This is a genomic window from Actinophytocola sp., from assembly GCF_035712165.1.
In the GTDB taxonomy this organism is placed as follows: Bacteria; Actinomycetota; Actinomycetes; order Mycobacteriales; family Pseudonocardiaceae; genus DASYTH01.
In genome coordinates, this window is the sequence record NZ_DASTBH010000494.1 from 19682 (window position 1) to 36809 (window position 17128).

The 17128-nt window shown below is 72.5% G+C and carries 11 protein-coding genes; 5 read left to right on the forward strand and 6 right to left on the reverse strand.

Going from position 1 to position 17128, the window contains the following annotated elements; genetic code table 11:
- Positions 1 to 35: 35 nt before the first annotated feature.
- A complete protein-coding gene (locus VFO68_RS28045; protein ID WP_325161406.1) occupies positions 36 to 2255 on the reverse strand; it encodes an acyltransferase family protein in 2220 nt (739 codons plus the stop codon).
- Positions 2256 to 2740: 485 nt separating this feature from the next.
- Here VFO68_RS28045 and VFO68_RS28050 point away from each other — a divergent pair, with 485 nt between their 5' ends.
- Positions 2741 to 6292, forward strand: coding sequence for a tetratricopeptide repeat protein (locus VFO68_RS28050; protein ID WP_325161407.1), 3552 nt, complete (start codon positions 2741 to 2743; stop codon positions 6290 to 6292).
- Positions 6293 to 6617: 325 nt separating this feature from the next.
- Here VFO68_RS28050 and VFO68_RS28055 read toward each other — a convergent pair whose 3' ends face one another.
- On the reverse strand, positions 6618 to 7931 hold the full coding sequence (locus VFO68_RS28055; RefSeq protein WP_325161408.1) for an MFS transporter: 1314 nt from the start codon (positions 7929 to 7931) through the stop codon (positions 6618 to 6620).
- Positions 7932 to 8633: 702 nt separating this feature from the next.
- On the opposite strand from VFO68_RS28055, the gene VFO68_RS28060 reads away from it, so the two are divergent.
- Positions 8634 to 9869, forward strand: a complete 1236-nt coding sequence (locus tag VFO68_RS28060; RefSeq protein WP_325161409.1) for a GGDEF domain-containing protein — start codon at positions 8634 to 8636, stop codon at positions 9867 to 9869.
- A 130-nt stretch (positions 9870 to 9999) separates the two neighbouring features.
- On the opposite strand, the gene VFO68_RS28065 is transcribed toward VFO68_RS28060, so the two are convergent.
- On the reverse strand, positions 10000 to 10884 hold the full coding sequence (locus VFO68_RS28065) for an SDR family oxidoreductase (RefSeq protein ID WP_325161410.1): 885 nt from the start codon (positions 10882 to 10884) through the stop codon (positions 10000 to 10002).
- Positions 10885 to 11044: 160 nt separating this feature from the next.
- Between VFO68_RS28065 and VFO68_RS28070 the strand changes: the two genes are divergently transcribed.
- Complete coding sequence (locus VFO68_RS28070) at positions 11045 to 12073, forward strand: alpha-hydroxy acid oxidase (protein WP_325161411.1); 1029 nt, start codon at positions 11045 to 11047, stop codon at positions 12071 to 12073.
- On the opposite strand, the gene VFO68_RS28075 is transcribed toward VFO68_RS28070, so the two are convergent.
- Genes VFO68_RS28075 through VFO68_RS28085 form a run of 3 tightly spaced genes read right to left on the reverse strand, consistent with a single transcriptional unit; the run spans position 12060 to position 15109 of the window.
- Positions 12060 to 13313 (reverse strand): hypothetical protein, encoded by a 1254-nt coding sequence (locus VFO68_RS28075; protein WP_325161412.1) that lies wholly within the window; start codon positions 13311 to 13313, stop codon positions 12060 to 12062. The genes VFO68_RS28070 and VFO68_RS28075 overlap by 14 nt on opposite strands.
- 19 nt (positions 13314 to 13332) lie before the next feature.
- The gene (locus VFO68_RS28080; RefSeq protein ID WP_325161413.1) at positions 13333 to 14055 is read right to left on the reverse strand and encodes an esterase family protein; all 723 of its coding nucleotides are present in this window, start codon (positions 14053 to 14055) and stop codon (positions 13333 to 13335) included.
- Positions 14048 to 15109, reverse strand: a complete 1062-nt coding sequence (locus VFO68_RS28085) for an alpha/beta hydrolase (RefSeq protein WP_325161414.1) — start codon at positions 15107 to 15109, stop codon at positions 14048 to 14050. Before VFO68_RS28085 ends, VFO68_RS28080 begins: the two co-directional genes overlap by 8 nt.
- Positions 15110 to 15172: 63 nt before the next feature.
- On the opposite strand from VFO68_RS28085, the gene VFO68_RS28090 reads away from it, so the two are divergent.
- Both VFO68_RS28090 and VFO68_RS28095 read left to right on the forward strand, forming a co-directional pair.
- The gene (locus VFO68_RS28090; RefSeq protein ID WP_325161415.1) at positions 15173 to 15922 is read left to right on the forward strand and encodes an enoyl-CoA hydratase/isomerase family protein; all 750 of its coding nucleotides are present in this window, start codon (positions 15173 to 15175) and stop codon (positions 15920 to 15922) included.
- A 49-nt stretch (positions 15923 to 15971) separates the two neighbouring features.
- The coding region (locus VFO68_RS28095) for an amidase family protein (protein WP_325161416.1) at positions 15972 to 17128 on the forward strand (1157 nt) is incomplete at its 3' end.

The following is a 17128-nucleotide window of genomic DNA, read 5'->3' on the forward strand; positions in this document are numbered from 1 at the left end:
ATCACCCGACCGGTCCGCCGCGCGCACCGCTCGCCCTAACGAGTGGACTCAGTCACGGCGCGTGACCTGGTACGCAGCGTCAGAACGGGTTGGCTCCGCGAGGCCGCGATCCCGATCGCGAGCAGCATGGTCAGACCGTGCACGGCCAGACCCGCGCCGCTCATCGTCGTGATCATCGGCGGCACGCAGGCTATCGCGGTGAGCAGCCAGGGCCAGGGCCGGGTGACGGTCCGGATCCGCACGCAGTGCACCAGGTACCAGCCCAGCAGCAGGTGGATCAGGTTGGCGATGGGGTCGAGCGGCAGGCCGAGCACCGCGGGCGGGTCGGCGGCGGCGGTGATGCCGGCCGCGGCGAAGCCCAGCAGGCCGAGCGCGCCGTAGGCCACCCCGATCGCCGCCGCCAGGGCGTCCAGCGGGGCCTCCTCGGGCGGTTCCGGCTCCACCTCGACCAGCGGGTGCTCCGGGACCGCCCGGCGTCGCTCGAAGATCAGGAACGCCAGCATGGTGGGCGCCGCGACCAGGGCCAGCGCCAGCATCGTGCGCGGCTGGGCCAGCCAGTCGGCGCCGCCGGCGGTCAGGCTCGCCGTGCGGGCGCCGGCGATCAGGCCGGCCAGCAGCAGCATCGTGCACAGGTACAGCAGGTAGGCGGTCATCGGCGCGTGCCGGGGCAGCCGGGGGGACAGCGCCCGGCCCCGGGCCGCGACCGCGCGGATGCGGGGCTCCTGGGGCAGGGCCACCAGGCAGGTCTGCACCAGGCCGATGAGCAGCACGCCGAGCAGCGACGGCACGAAGGAGGCGTAGGCGGTCGGCTCGGCGATGAGCAGCCGGGACTGCCCGCCGAAGGTGGTCAGCGCGACCAGCCCGGCCAGCGCGGCGACCGCGCCGGCCACCAGCGCCGGGCGGGAGACCCGCCACAGCGTGCCGTCCGCGTAGTGGAAGCCGAGCTGGCCGAACAGCAGGGCCAGCACGATGCCGCCGGCGTGCGCGGCCACCGGGCCCCGCCCGGCCAGCCCGATCGTCACGACCGCCGCCAGCAGCAGCACCGGGGTGAGCACCGGAAGCCGGCGGTGCAGCCGGTACATGACCGGCGTGGCCGCGACCATCAGCAGGTAGAGGCCGAGCAGCCAGAGCGGTTGCAGCACGATCCGGCCGAACGCGGCGGTGGCGTCCGGTGGCGCCGCGAACAGCTCCAGCGACAGCGGCACGACCAGCCAGGCGGTGACGAACGCCAGGACCGGGCGCAGCAGCCAGCCGATCCGGGCGACCAGGTACTCGCCGAACCCGCCACGGGCCGCCTGCCAGGCCAGCACGTTGGCGTAGCCGCCGGCCAGGAAGAACAACGGCACCAGCTGCAGGACCCAGGTCAGCGGCCAGACCCAGCCGGGCTGGCCCGGCCCCCAGGCGACCAGCGCCAGCACCGACTCGGCCAGCACGATGCCGGCCAGGCTGCCGGCCTGCAGCACCCCGAGGTAGCCGGACCGGGCCTGGTCGGCGCCGTCCAGGTCCGGCGCGGGAACCGGGGCCTGCCGGCGCCGGGGCGGCGCGCGCAGGGCCGGCATCCGGGCGGCGATCAGCAGAATGATCACGATCAGCCCGATCGACCACGGGCCGATCGGCTCGGCCCGTGGCGGACCCCAGCGCTGGTGCCAGGAGTTCACCACCAGGCCCACCGAGTAGAGCGAGGCCACCACCTGGCACAGCCGCGGGGTGTCCTTCGGGTTGATCACGCACATGCCGTGCATGTCGGCGGAGAGCCGGTCGTCGAGGCGTTTGCGCAGGTCGGGGTCGAGTGGCTGGCCCTTGGCGTCGGCGTAGCGGAGCAGGTCGTAGCCGAGGTCGTGGGCCTTGCAGCCGACGCTGTAGTCCCAGCGGGTGTCGTCGTCGCCCCACGGCGAGGAGCAGCCGCCGCCCGGGTGCACCGCCCGGGTCGTGCCGTCCGGGGCCCGCATCCGGACCGGGACGTGCCCGGTCACCGCGGTGAAGTCGGCCGGGAGGTGATCCATCGGGTCGCGCCCGGAGCCGGGGTCGAGCAGGTCGTTGATCGCCTGCTCGGCCAGGGCGGCGTCGCCGGTCGGGGGATGCGTGCGGGGCGCCACCGGCCGCGACGCGATCACCAGGAACCCCGCGGCGAGCAGGACGACGATCGTCATCCAGCCCAGCCGGGGCAACCGGCCGGCAGTCCCACGCGAACCGACCCCGCCGCCCCCGGCGAGATCCCGGCGGTCCATGCCGCCGAGGTTACCGGCAGCGATCATCGGACGAGCCCATTTTCGGGTGGGGCCATCAGCCCAGCCCGGTGTCTAACCAACAGTTACCTCAGCGGACCGTGACGGCACCCAGCCACAACCCACCCGACATCCGCAGCGTTCGCCGGAACGCAACGACCGCATAAAGTTCTGGAGCGGCGGACTAGCGGGATGGCCGGGCCGGTGACCCCCCCTGGGTGTCACCGGCCCGGCGCGGCGGAGCGGCCCGCGTCGGGCGGTCAAGTCAGGTGTCCCCCAGAAGGTGATGTTCGCGGCGCACCCCCAGAGTGTCGCGGCCACCACTCAACGGGACTGACAGTAATCGGCCACTCTGTCACCCAGCCTGGAGTGTGTCTGGACGAAAATTGGGTACAGACCGTGATAGGGAGGTGGCCTTGAACTGCTGTGATTGATCCGTTCGAGTGACATGTGGTGACTAACCGGCAATATCGCCGCCACTATGAGCGGCAAGTTGCGTGCGGAGGGGCCCCACCGTGGACGTGAATTCGGCAACGTTCGGTGAAGCCCTGCGTGCCGCCCGGATACGCGCCGGGCTGACCCAGGCGGAGCTCGCCGACCGGGCCGGAGTCAGCGTCCGCGCGGTCCGCTACATCGAGCAGGGCCGGGTCTCCCGGCCGCGCCGCGAGTCGCTGCGCCGGCTCGCCGACGCCGTGGGCCTCGTCGCCGACGGCCACTGGTCGGCCGGCGAGCGCGGCACCGACCTGCTGCACATCGGCGTGCTCGGCCGCCTCGAACTGCGTCGCGGCCCGGCGCCCGTGGAGATGGGGCCGCTCAAGCAGCGCTGCCTGCTCGCCCTGCTCGCCCTGCAGCCTAACCGGGTCGTCCACCGCGAGGAGATCATCGACATGCTGTGGGGCGCCCGCCCGCCGGACAGCTGCCACAACCTCGTGCACACCTATGTCTCCCGGCTGCGCAAGGTGGCCGGCTCGGTCCAGCCCGGCACCGGCCTGATCACCTCCGCCCGCGGCGGCTACCGGCTCACGGTCGAGGCCGACCAGCTCGACCTGCTGCGGTTCGACGACCTGGCGGCCCGCGCGGGCGAACTGCGGCACCGGTCCCCGGACGCCGCCCTGGAGCTCTACGAGCAGGCGCTCGGCCAGTGGCGCGGGCGCGCGGTCGCCGACCTGCCCGACGCCGTCCGGCACCATCCCGCCGCCACCGCCGTGACCGGCCGGCGGCTGGCCGCCGCGCTGGCGCACGCCGACACCGCACTCGGCCTCGGCCGGCACGAGCCGGTGGTCGAGCAGCTGCGCCCGCTGGTGCACACCGAACCGCTGCACGAAGGCCTGCACGCCCGGCTGATGCTGGGGCTGGCCGGCTCCGGGCAGCAGGCGGCGGCGCTGCGCCTGTTCGCCGACATCCGCACCCGCCTCGCCGAGGACCTCGGCATCGAGCCGGGCGCCGAGATCGGCTCCGCCTACCTGCGGATCATCCGCAGCGACGTGCTGGTCGGCTCGCCGCGCCAGGGTCCAGGACAGTCCGAGCGCAGCCACCCGGCGCCGGCCCAGCTGCCGGCCGACACCGGCGGCTTCACCGGCCGCGAGGACCACCTGGAACGGCTCGACGCCGTGCTCGCCCGCCGGGACAACGACGGGGACAACGCGGTGACGATCGCCGCGATCGCCGGCACCGCCGGGGTGGGCAAGACCGCGCTGGCCGTGCACTGGGCGCACCGGGTGCGGGACCGGTTCCCGGACGGCCAGCTCTACGTGAACCTGCGCGGCTACGCCTCCGACTCGCCGGTGCGGCCACTGGAGGCGCTCACCCGGTTCCTGCACGCCCTCGGCCTGCCCAGCGAGCGGGTGCCGGTGGACGAGGAGGAGGCGGTCGGCCTCTACCGGACCCTGCTCGCCGACCGCCGGGCGCTGATCCTGCTGGACAACGCCTCCGGCGCCGACCAGGTCCGGCCGCTGTTACCGGGCAGCCCGAGCTGCCTGGTCCTGGTCACCAGCCGGGACCGGCTGGCCGGGCTGACCGCCACCGAGGGGGCCCACCGGATCACCCTGGACGTGCTCGCGCCCGAGGACGCCCGGCAGCTGCTCGCCGGCATGATCGGCGACGCGCGCCCGGAGGCCGAGCCGGACGCCGTCGCCGACCTGGCCGAGGCGTGCGTCTACCTGCCGCTGGCGCTGCGGATCGTGGCCGCCAACCTCGCCTCCCTGCCGCACACCAGCATCAGCGACTACACCGACGAGCTGCGCAAGCGCGGCCGGCTGGCCGAGCTCGTCGTGGAGGGCGACGAGCAGGGCGCGGTGCGGGCGGCCTTCGACCTGTCCTACGAGATGCTCGAGCCCGCCGCCCGCCAGCTGTTCCGGTTGCTCGGCCTGCACGTCGGCCCGGACTTCACCGCCGAGGCGGCCGCCGCGCTGGCCGCGGGCGGGGTGGGCCTGGCCCGCCGGCTGCTCGGCCAGCTCGCCGGGGCGCACCTGGTCACCGAGCACGCCGCCGGCCGCTACCAGTTCCACGACCTGCTCCGGGAGTACGCCGCCGACCGGGCGCACGAGGAGGACGGCGTCGAGCGGCTGGCCGCCGCCACCACCCGGATGCTCGACTACTACCTGCACACCACCGATGTGGCCACCCGGATGCTCTACCCGCACGTGCCGCGCATGCCGCTGCCGCCGGCCGGCAACTCGGTCCGGCCGCCGGCGACCGGGGCGAGCGCGATCGAGTGGCTGGACGCGGAGCTGCCCAACCTGCTCGCCGCCGCCCGGGGGGTCAAGCCGGGCATGCTGCGCTACTCCTGGCTGATCGCCGACGCGCTGCGCGGCTACTTCGTGGCCCGGGGCCACGGGTCGGAGGGCGTCGTGGTCTGCCAGGCCGCGCTGGCCGCCGCCGAACGGGAGGACGACGACCGGGCCAAGGCGACGGTCAACGACATCCTCGGGCTGATCCACTACAACCTCAGCGACTACCCGAAGGCCATCGACTACCACTGCTCCGCGCTGGCGCTGCACCGGCGCACCGGGAACTCGGCGGGCGAGGCCAGCTCGCTGCACGACCTGGGCCGGGTGCACTCGCAGCTGGGCAAGCCGGCCACCGCCTCGCTGTACTACGAGCAGTCGCTGACCATCAACCGCCGGATCGGCAACCAGTACGCCGAGGCCACCGACCTGACCTACATCGGCGTGTCCTGGCTGTCCCGGGGCCGTCCGGACCGGGCGATCACCCACCACACCCAGGCCCTGGCGCACAACCCGACCCGGGAGAAGGGCGTGCTGGAGGCGGTGGCGTTCAACGGGCTGGGCCTCGCCCACTGGGCGCTCGGGCAGCTCGGCGAGGCGGCCCGGTACCAGCACGACTCGCTGCTGATCTACCGCCGGATCGGCCACCGGCTGGGCGAGGCCAACTCGCTGGTGAGCCTGGCCGAGACCAACTGCGACGCCGGCCGCTACCAGGAGGCCAGCGTCCAGGCACACCGCTGCATCCTGCTCGGCCGCCAGCTCGGGGAGCGGCGCAACGAGGTCGGCGGGCTGGAGGTGCTGGCCACCGTCTACCTGCGCCGCGGCCATCACGAGGCGGCCGTTCGCTACTTCACCGAGGCGCTGCAGGTCGCCCGCCGGATCGGGTTCGGCTACGGGGAGACCTCGGTGCTGATCGGGTTGTCCGGGGCGCTGCGGGTGCGCGGCCGGCTGTCCGAGGCGGTCGCGCAGTGCCGCGCCGCGCTGGCCGTGATGCACGACTCCGGCATGCGGCTGCTGGAGGGGCGGGCGGTCACCGAGCTGGCGCACGGCTACCTGGAGCTGGGCAACCTCGGCCAGGCCGCCGCGCACGCCCAGCGGGCGCTCAAGGTGGTCCGGGAGCGCCGGCAGCGACTGATCGAGGCCCGGGCGCTGCGCGTGCTCGGCCTGGTCTACCGGGCCGGCAGCGACGCCGAGGCAGCGCGGTCGCACTGGCTGGCCGCGCTGGACATCCTCACCGAGATCGGGACCCCCGAGGCCGGCGAGGTACGCGCCCTGCTCGCCGCGCTGGATGCTCCGGGCGACCCCGGCGGTTCGGAGCTTTCTCGTCCCGGCGGACGGTGATCCACACGATGCCGCCCGCGACCAGGAGAGCCAGGCCGGCCACGGCGATGTCGCCGGGTGTCGCGCCGGCGGCGAGGACCGGTTCGGCCTCGGTCAGCTGCGGGTAGCCGTGGGCGGGTACCGCCTGCGCCGCGGCGGGACCGGCAGCGACCAGACCCGCGACCCCGAGAGTGCTGACGGCCAACACGAGCCGCAGCCCGGTCGAGATCGTTTTCGGCATGCGGGGCAACGTAGGGGGCTGCCAGCCGAAACTCCAGCAGGAAAGGCCGGGTTTCCCGAAAGGGACAGAGGTATCAACCTATTGGCTGACGGTTGTGCCGGACCGTCACTGAGGGGCGCGACGTGACTCGGTGTCCGGCTCCAGGCGCACTCGCGGTAACTCGGGATGGGCGCCGGCCGAGCCGTTGACGCTGCCGTTGTTCGGGCGGTCGGGGTTCGGGCGGTCGGGCGGGGTGGGGGCGGTGTTCAGGCCCCGGGCCACGATTCGGGCCCAGGCGACCGCGGCCGGAACCGCGATCAGCACGCCGAGCGCACCGGCCATGGCGATGGTGGCGCTGGCCGACCCGATCAGCGTGGCCACCGCCCCGCCGAGCGCGACACCGACACCCTGGGCCACCCGCAGCCCGGTGCTGGCCACGCCGATCGCCCCGCCGCGGATCGCGTTGGGCACCAGCGTGTTGAACGTCGCGCTGACCGTGATCTGGTAGGCCCCCAGCGCGCCGGCGATGGCCAGCAGCACCAGCACCGCGGGCAGCGACGGCTGCAGCGCGAAGAGCACCAGCATGGCCGACGCGCCCACGGCGAGGACGCCCATCACGCGCACCCGGGCCTGCGGACCGACGTAGCGGGACAGCACGAAGGCGCCGATCACGAAGCCCATCGGGTCGGCCGCCAGCAGCCAGCCGACGGCCGCGTTGGAGGCGCCCAACTCCACCGCGAGCGGCGCGGCCAGGCCCTCCGGCACCACGACCAGGCCGACCAGCCAGGCCATGGTGAGCAGCACGCGCAGCCGGTGGTCGCGGAACACCCACTTCGCCGCGTCGAACCAGCCGTCCGTGCCCCGGCCGGCGACCGGCCGGTTGCGCACGTACCGGGCGATGAGCACGGCGCTGGCCAGGAAGGTGACGGCGTCGACGGCCAGTGCCCAGGACGGGCCGATGCCCACCACCAGCACGCCGCCGCCGACCAGGCCGACCAGCATCAGGATGTTGGTGGTCATCCCGCGGATGTCCTGGCTGCGCAGGTACATCCCGTCGTCGGTGAAGATCTCCCGGGTGGCGGCGTTCTGCGCGGCCAGCGCCGGGGACTGGAGCAGCTGCACGAGCACCACCAGGCCGCACAGCACCGCGATGTGCATCCCGGGAATGGCCATCAGGCCGACCAGCACCGCCTGGGTCAGCGTGCAGGCGACCATCAGCGAGCGGCGCGGGAACCGGTCGGCGAGCTGGGTCAGGCCCAGGCCGCCGGCCAGGGCCGGCAGGAAGGTCAGCGCGTAGACCGCCGCCGCGATCCAGGCCGACTGGGTGCGGGCGTAGACGAGGATGACCAGTGCGACCTTCGCAAGCTGGTCGCCGGCGATGGACTGGGCCTCGGCGATCCACAGAGCCCGGAACTCGGTGACCGCCAGAACCGCGGCCAAGCTCGGCGCCCTCTGGCTCACGTCAACTCTCCCGACCTGCCCGCACGGTGCGAATCGGACGCATGCGGCGGCACTGACCAGCTCGATTTCCGGCAGGGGGTGCTCGCCCGTCTCGCGTCCCGACGACCGATATTCGTTCGGTCATCGACACATTGCACAGAGTACCGGCGGTGCGGACCAGTGTCCGATTCGACCGAGCGTGCGGGAGCGTTCCCAGATGCCAGTCTGTGGCAGACTGGCCGCATCAGGGGCCGGCAGTAGTCATGGTGATGAGCAAATGGACTGGGCCATCCGGCGCATCTCCGCGAAGCTCTTGTGCTCCGTTCGGATGCTCCATACAGTAATCGGAGCGCTACGTTGGGCTGCATAACTGGCGGGGACGGTAGCGGTCAGGCCCGACACGAAGCGCACAGGGCAAACGATGTACCTGTTGTGGCGGAATCGCGAGAGGAAGGCACATCTGCAACAGGATGGACGCCACCATCGGTGGGCATCACCATACGCGGTCGCGCACGGCAGGCACCTCCTCAAGGTGATCGGCCCCGACCGCGACAGCCTAAGGCCGCCCCCCGTGACTCCCGCGGCGGCTCCAAGTGGAACGTTTGGGCGTTGTTGTCAGGTATCAGTGTGACTCACGAAGGGCCCGGTGAACACCCTTCGCTTCGGCACAGATGGCATGTCAAGCGTTGGGGACTGTGGTCCTTGCCACGCAACGCGTTGCTCTATGTGCTCGCGGTCGACCTGCTCGCGATCGTCGCCGGTCTCTTCGTCGCGCTGCGTGGTCCGGCACCGTCCCAACGGGATCTGGTGAACGCGGGAGTGTTGCTCGTCGCCGCCACGCTTCACGTGGTCATTTCCCGGCGTATCGAGGAAAGTCGCAGCGACCGCAGTACCGGTCCACATGTGACGACCACCGTGGTCTGGATGTTCCCCGGGGCGGTGCTGCTACCGCCGGTGCTCACCTTCGCGCTGCTGGTCTGGATTCGCGTGCTCTGGTACCCGATCAGCCGCCGGCCGCTCTACCGGCACACGTTCAGCTCGGCCGAGGTGATGTTGAGCGTGATCGCCGCGCTGCTGGTGCTGCGCACCGGCGACATCGACCAGGCCACGATCATGTCCGGCGCCTCCCCGGTCCAGGTGCTGGTCCTGCTCGGCGCCGCGGTCGCCTACTTCATCACCCAGGCGATCATCGTCGGCATCGTGATCCTGCTGTCCACGCCCAAGCCCACCTGGTCGGCCGTGGTCGGCTCGAGCAGCGACAACGCGTTCGGGGCGTTGGTGCTGTGCATGGCGGTCGTGGTGGCGCTGGCCAGCGCGCACTCCTGGTTCGCCCCGCTGATCCTGGTGCCCGTGGTGTGCGCGGCGGACTGGGCGGCCCGCCAGGTGGAGGAACTGCGCGGCGACTCCCGCACCGACCACACCACGGCGCTGCTCAACTCCCGCGGCTGGCACGAACAGGCCGACCGCGAGGTGGCCCGGGTGCGCCGGCAGGGTGGCGCGCTCACCGTCGCGGTACTCGACCTCGACCATTTCAAGGCCGTCAACGACACCTGGGGGCATCCGGCCGGCGACGTGGTGCTGCGCCGGGTGGCGGCGGTGCTCAACGAGCGGACCCGGCAGGGCGACGTGGTGGGCCGCATCGGCGGCGAGGAGTTCGCCCTGCTGCTGCCCGACACCGACTCCGAGCAGGCGCTCGTGGTGGCCGAGCGGATCCGCACCGGGATCGCCGAGATGAAGGTGCCGGCCACCGACAAGCGCGGTCAGCCGGTGAGCATCGAGGGCCGCACCACCTCGGTCGGCATCGCCAGCGGCGCCAACGGTCTGGTCGAGCTGACCACGCTGCTGCACGCCGCCGACGCGGCCCTCTACGAGGCCAAGGTGGGCGGCCGCAACCAGGTCCGGGTCAGCTCGAACGGCCATCCGGTGTTTCTTCAATAGCGCGCGCGATCGGATCTGCGGGGCAGGCCGTAGTCGCCGTGCGCCCGTGAGATGGCAGGTCACAGGCCTGCCGCCACAGATCCGAGCCTTCGGCCGGGCGCGCGCCAGCAGGTGGGCGACGGTCACATCACTATGCGGTGGCCGGGGTGAGCCAGGTGCGCAGCAGCGGCGGCAGGCGCTTCTCCAAGCCGTAGGGCTCCAGATGGGCCTGGAACACCTCGGTGAAGGCCCGTTCGATCGTGTCGGTGTCCCAGTGGTCCCGGGCCAGGATCGGCGACTTCAGGTACGGCTGGCCGACGATGTGCAGCTCAGGCCCGGTGCACCGGACCATCTGGCCGGTGATGCCGCGGGAGCGCTCGCCGATCAGGAACACCACCAGCGGGGCGACCCGGTCCGGGGTGCGGTCCGGCGGGCACTTGCGGCGGGCCCGCTCGGAGGCCCGCACCATGCGGGTGTGCGCCAGCGGGCACACCGCGTTGACCCGGATGCCCGCCGGCTCCAGGTCCAGGGCCCAGGAGTAGGTCAGCGAGGCGACGGCGCCCTTGCTCGCCGCGTAGGTGGCCAGGCCGCGCTGGCCGAGCGAGGCGCCCGAGGAGATGTTCACGATCGAACCGCCGCCCTGGGCTCTCATGACCCGCAGCGCCGCGAGGCCGGTGTAGAGGGTGCCCAGCACGTTGACCTCGATCAGCTCGCGGGCCCGGACCGGGTCGTCGTCCCAGGGCGGCGCCTCGTAGTTCAGACCGGCGTTGTTGACCAGTCCGTCCAGCCGGCCGAACGTCGCCAGGCACAGGTCGGCGATCGCCTGCGCCTGGTCCGGGTCGGCCACCGAGTGCGTGCTGGCCACCGCCGGATGGCCCAGGGCGCGGATCGCCGCCGTGGTGCGCAGGGCGGCGGAGGCGTCGACGTCGTTGACCAGAACGCCGGCGCCGGCCTCGGCCAGCGCGATCGCGAACGCTTCGCCCAGTCCGCGCCCGGCGCCGGTCACCACCACTGCCTTGCCGTCGAGAGATGTCATGAGAGCGCCTCCCCGGTCGCGGACCCCGTTGTCTCAACACCGTCAGTGTTGAGGTCGCGGACGCGCTCCGGGACCGGCCGGCGACGGACGGTTGAGATTGTGCGCTGAGCGTGACATCGGGAGTTCGGTCGGACTGTGAGCCGGTCGGTACGCTGCCCGGATGAACGACCCGGTGTGCTTAGCCGACTTCGAGCACCTGGCGCAGGCCCGCCTGCCGAAGGGCGTGTGGGACTTCATCGCGGGCGGCAGCGGAGCCGAGACCACCCTCGCCGCCAACCGCGCCGCACTGGACGCCGTGGCGCTGCTGCCCCGGGTGCTGGTCGGCGTCGAGACGCCGGACACCAGCTGCCAGTTGCTCAAGAGCGAGGCCAGCATGCCGGTGGCCACCGCGCCGATGGCCTACCAGCGGCTGGCCCATCCGGACGGCGAGCTGGCCATGGCCAGTGCCGCCCGCGACGCCGGGATCCCGTTCCTGCTCAGCACGTTCAGCACGGTCGCGATCGAGGACGTGGTTGCGGTCGGCGGCACCGTCTGGTTCCAGCTCTACTGGCTGCGGCAGCGGGCCCTGGTGGAGGAGTTGGTGGGCCGCGCCGAGGAGTCGGGTTGCCAGGCCATGGTGGTCACGGTCGACGTGCCGGTGCTGGGCCGGCGGCTGCGGGACGCCCGCAACGACTTCCAGGTGCCGCCGGACGTGCTGGCCGCCAACCTGCCCGACGCCACGGTCACGACCGAGGACTACCTCAGCCCGGTGGTGAGCTGGCCGGACCTGGAGTGGTTGCGGGAACGGACCACGCTTCCGTTGGTGGTCAAGGGGGTTCTCGACCCGAGGGACGCGGTGCGGGCGATCGGGCTCGGCGCGGACGCGGTGGTGGTGTCCAACCACGGCGGCCGGCAGCTGGACGGGGCCGCGTCCAGCGCGGCGGCGCTGCCGGCGGTGGTCGACGCGGTCGCCGGCCAGGGCGAGGTGTTGCTGGACAGCGGGATCCGCGACGGCACCGACGTGCTGCGGGCGCTGGCGCTCGGCGCCTCCGGCGTGCTGCTGGGCCGGCCGCTGCTGTGGGGGCTCGCGGTCGCCGGCGCCGAGGGGGCGGCCCAGGTGCTGCGGTTGCTGCTCGAGGAACTGCGGACCGCGCTGCGGATCGCCGGCTGCCCGACGCCCGCGGCGGCCCGCGCGCTCACGGTGCTGTAGCGCCGCTTTCCTGGTCGCGCACCCAACTGCCCAGCAGGCCACGGAAATGAGCGACGAACCGGTCGTGCTCGGTGGCCGGGTAGGTGGCCGTCACGGTGTCCACCAGCAGCCGGTCGAAGTCGGGGGAGCGGACCCAGTCGTACACCACCTCGTCCACAGTGGACAACCGGGAGGCGCAGAAGTCGGCGTAGCGCTCGGTTTCGAAGTACTCGTCGGCGAGCCTGCCGTACTCGGCCAGCTTGTCCGGATAGGACAGATCGGTCCGGTCGGCGACGGCGAAGTAGCTGCTGGTGTCCAGGTCGAGCCGGGGCGTCCGGCCGGTGGCGCAGCAGAAGATCGTCCACCGGGCCAGCGCCGCCATGGCCCACGGGAAGTAGTAATGCAGCGAGGTGAGCGCCACGTCCGGGCAGGCGTTGGCGTAGTCGATGGGATGCACGTCCGGACCGCGCACCAGCAGCTCGCAGGAGTTGAACTCCCACCGGAAGAACGCGTTGACCAGCCGGGAGATGGTGGTGACCTCGGCGCCCGCGGCCGGGTCGAGGAAGCCGTGCTCGACGGCGTACCGGTCGTGCATGGGCAGTTCCGGGCGGAACCTCATCACCATGGTCTCCGCGCCGATCGACAGGGACCTGGCGAACGCCTCGTAACCCTCCACGGACGACTGCAGGTGCATGAGCCGTCCGCCGGAGCCGTCGTAGGCCCGGTGCAGCTCGGTGCTGTCGCGCACCCGGGAGACGCCGACCCAGGCGCCGCCGTCGTAGGGCTTCATGTACAGCGGGTAGCCGAGCTGGTCGGCGATCTCGTCGAGGTCGAACGGCTGGTTGTAGCGGGCCGCGGTGTAGGCGTACTTCGCGTTGTCCACCGGGTGCTTGAACGGGACCAGCACGGTGTCCGGAACCTTGAGGCCCAGGCGCATCATGGCGCAGTAGGCGGCGTGCTTCTCCATCGACTGGAAGGTGAACGGGCTGTTGAGCAGGTAGACGTCGTCCATCAGCGCGATCTTCTTCAGCCACTCGCGCGGGTGGTAGTACCAGTAGGCCAGCCGGTCGATCACCAGGGAGTGCCGCGGCTTGTAGCGCAGGTCGAACGGTTCGATGGTGACCCGCTTGATGTCGAAGGAATGGGTGCGCCCGGCGCCGTCGGTGACCGGACCGAGCCGGCGCATGATCTCGGTGAACGCGGTCGGCCAGTCCTCCTCGGTGCCGAGCAGCAGCCCGACCAGGTGCTCGGTATCTCCCATTTGCTACCTCCCTTGTGGGTCAACAGAACCGCGGCAGGTGGTGCGCCCACTGGGCCCGCCAGGATGGCCAGTCGTGCGGGACGTCGTGGCCCCACAGGTCGAGCTCGCACCGGATTCCCTTGTCCCGTAACAGGGCGGCCATCCATCTGGTGGACTCCAGCGAGCCGGTGGTGTCCTCCCACTGGCCCTGGCCGCAGACCAGCAGCACGGACAGCCGGGAACGTAACCAGTCCAGGTGCTCGCCGTGCAGGTTGGGCACGTAGCTGACCGGGTTGTTGAAGTAGGTCGTCATGCCCTGCTCGCCCCAGCCGCGCCAGCTCCCGGTGTCGTAGTTGCCGGAGAAACACAGGGCCAGCACGAACAGGTCGGCGTGCCGCAGCGCGATGTTGAGCGCGTGGTAGGCGCCCATCGAGCAGCCGGCGGTGGCGATCTCGACCGGCCCGCCGCCGCAGTCGGCGGCGATGAACGGCGCGACCGTGCCGAGGATCCAGGACTCGTAGCGTTCGTGGGCGTGGGCCCGTTCCTCGATCGGCAGGTGGCCGGCCGACCAGCTCGCGGCGTCGAAGGAGTCGACGCAGTACAGCTTGACCCGGCCGGCGTCGAGCAGGCCGCCGACCGCGCCGACCAGTCCGTTGGACTCGGCGTCGTGCGCGCTGCCCTGCTCGCTGGGGAAGACCAGCACCGGGCGGCCCCAGTGCCCGTGCACGACGACCCGGCCCTCTGGGAGCCCGACCTCACGCATCGACCCACGCCTTCCTGAGCAGGTCGACCAGATGCGGGTCGAAGGCGTCGCGCCAGGCGACGTAGTTGTGCGCGTCGGGCACCTCGTGCAGTTCGGCGGCGTAGTTGAGCCGGCGCAGGTTGGTCGCCATCATGCGGTTGTTGTGCAGGTTCTCCTCGGCGACGCCGCAGGTCAGGGTGATCGGGATGGACCGCGGGGTGCGGCGGGCGCGCAGCACGCCGGCCACGTAGCGGGTGATCCGGGGGTAGTAGCGGTAGCTCTGCTCGCATTCGTCGTACTGCGGCATGAAGAAGCTGGCGGACTGGAGGAACAGCCCGCTGATCGCCGCCGGGTGGCGGCGCTGGGCGTGCAGGGCGGCCAGGCCGCCGAGGCTGGCCCCCATCAGCACCACCGGCCCGGCGCCGCCCAACTCGGCGTGCAGCGCCGGCAGCACCAACCGGCCCAGCGCGGCGGCATAGCCGGGGTTCGCCGAGTACCGCTCGTCCCGGGCGCCCGGCGCGGCCAGGGCCAGATGGAACGGCGGCAGCCGGCCGCCGGCCACCATCGTCGCGGCGAACCGGCCCAGTCCGGCCAGATGGGCGAACTCCGGCCCGTCGTGTGCCACCAGCAGCTTCGTGGTCGGTTCGGCCGGGGAGCGCACCAGCACGTCGACCTGGCCCACCCCGGTGGTCACCGACAGCTCGGCGGTCACGTCCCAGTCCGGCGCCCCGTCCAGCCAGGCCGGCGCCACGTACTCCGGCATCCTCAGCACCGACTTGGCCCCGAAGGCGCCCGGCGCCGTCAGCGGGTTGCCCGGGTCGGTGATGTCCTCCGTCCCACCGTCCGGATGCCGCAGCGCCAGCTTGTACTCCATCCGCCACACCGGCGGGCGGGGCAGGCACAGCTGCCACAGTCCGCCGTCGAACCGGAACTCGACGTCCGCGCCGGGCAGGTCGAGCTCGTGGGCAAGGCGCACGCCGGCCAGCCGCCGGTCCGGGTCGGACAGCGAGAAGACGATCTCTCGCGCTCCGACCTGCGGCCCGGCCGCCACCGGTAAGGCACGCGGCTCAGCCATACCCCGACCCTAGTAGCCGACGCCGCACCCGGCTGTGCCGCGAAGGCGGCGGTAGGGTGCGCAATGGCGATTGAGCGCGAGACGCACGGTGATGTGGTCGTGGTGCGGATGGCTCGGGGTCCGGTGAACGCGTTGGATCTGGAGCTGTTGGGGGAGCTGGTCGCGACGCTGGGGGAGCTGGCGGTCCAGGCGCCGCCGGTGGTGCTCACCGGGCGAGGGTCGTCGTTCAGCGCCGGGGTGGACCTGCGGCGGATGCTGGCCGAGCCGCAGGAGTACACGGAGACGTTCCTGACCACGCTGACCGCCGCGTTCCGGGCGGTCTTCCAGTATCCGGGGCCGACGGTGGCGGCGGTGAACGGACACGCGATCGCCGGCGGGTTCGTGCTGGCGGCGGCCTGCGACCACCGGGTGGCGGCGGACGGGCCGGGCCGGCTCGGCCTGTCCGAGCTGCGGGTGGGCGTGCCGTTCCCGACCGAGGCGATCGAGATCGTCCGGTTCGCGATCGGCACGGCGGCCGCGGTGGAGCTGGTGCTGGGCGCCGAGTTGGTGGACGTCGGCGCGGCCGCGCGGCGGGCCTTCGTCGACGAGGTGGTGCCGCCGGAGACGCTGGAGCAGACGGCGGTGCAGCGCGCGCGGGTCCGGGCGCAGCGCGGCCCCGAGGCATACCTGCTGGCCAAGCGGCAGTTGCAGCATCCGGTGTGGGAGAACATCGCCCGGTCGGCCACCACCGAGAACGCGGTGGTCAGGCAGTTGTGGTCGCGGACGGACACCCGGGACCGGATCCAGAAATTCATGGCATCCATCTCGGAATAGACCGAACGGCAGGATTGACCGGTCACCATGGGGGGAGTGGCATGGAGCCATGCGCGCACTGGTCGTTCTTGTTGCCCTGGCCACGGTTCTCGTCACGCCCATGCCGTTAGCCGCCGCGGAACCGGCCGGCCTGGGCTTCGACCTCGACGCGGCCACGATTCCCGAGCTACAGCACCGAATGGACCACGGCCGGCTCACCTCGGTCGAGCTGACCAACGCCTACCTGCGCCGGATTCGGGCCGTGGACGACAAAATCCACGCGGTGACCGCGCTCAACCCGCGCGCGGTCGCCGAGGCGGCGGCCAGCGACCTGCGCAGGCGCGCCGGGCGCACGCTCAGCCAGCTGGACGGGATTCCGGTGCTGCTCAAGGACAACGTCGACACCCGGCGGATGCCGACCACGGCGGGTTCGCGGGCGCTGGCCGGCACCCGGCCGGCCGCCGACGCGCACCTGGTCGACCGGCTGCAGCGCGGCGGCGCGGTGCTGCTCGGCAAGGTGAACCTGTCCGAGTGGGCGAACTTCCGCTCGACGCACTCCACCTCCGGCTGGTCCGGCGTCGGCGGTCAGACCAACAATCCCTTCGTGCTCGACCGCAACCCGTGCGGCTCGTCGTCCGGGTCGGGCGCCGCGATCGCGGCTTCGCTCGCCCAGGTCGCGATCGGCACGGAGACCGACGGGTCGATCGTCTGCCCGGCCGGCGCCAACGGCATCGTCGGGCACAAGCCCACGCTGGGGCTGGTCAGCCGGTCCGGCGTGGTGCCGATCTCGGCCGAGCAGGACACCGCCGGCCCGATGACCCGCACCGTGGTCGACTCGGCGATCACCCTGTCGGTACTGCAGGGCCGCGACCCGGCCGACCCGGCCACCCGGGCCATCCCGGCCGGCCAGCCACGCGACTACGCCGCACTGCTGCGGCCGGATGCCCTGCGCGGCAAGCGGATCGGGGTCTGGCGGCTGTCCGGGGTGGACGCCGACGTCGACCGGGTGGTCAACGACGCGGTGCGCACCCTGCGCGCCCGGGGCGCCACCGTGGTGGACGTGGACCTGCCGTTCCAGGACGAGATCAACGCCAACGAGTTCCCGGCCCTGCTCACCGAGTTCCGCCGGGACCTCAACGCCTACCTGGGCGCCCGGCCGGGCCGGCCGGACACGCTGGCCGAGGTGATCGAGTTCAACCGCGACGATCCGGTGGAGCTGTCCAAGTT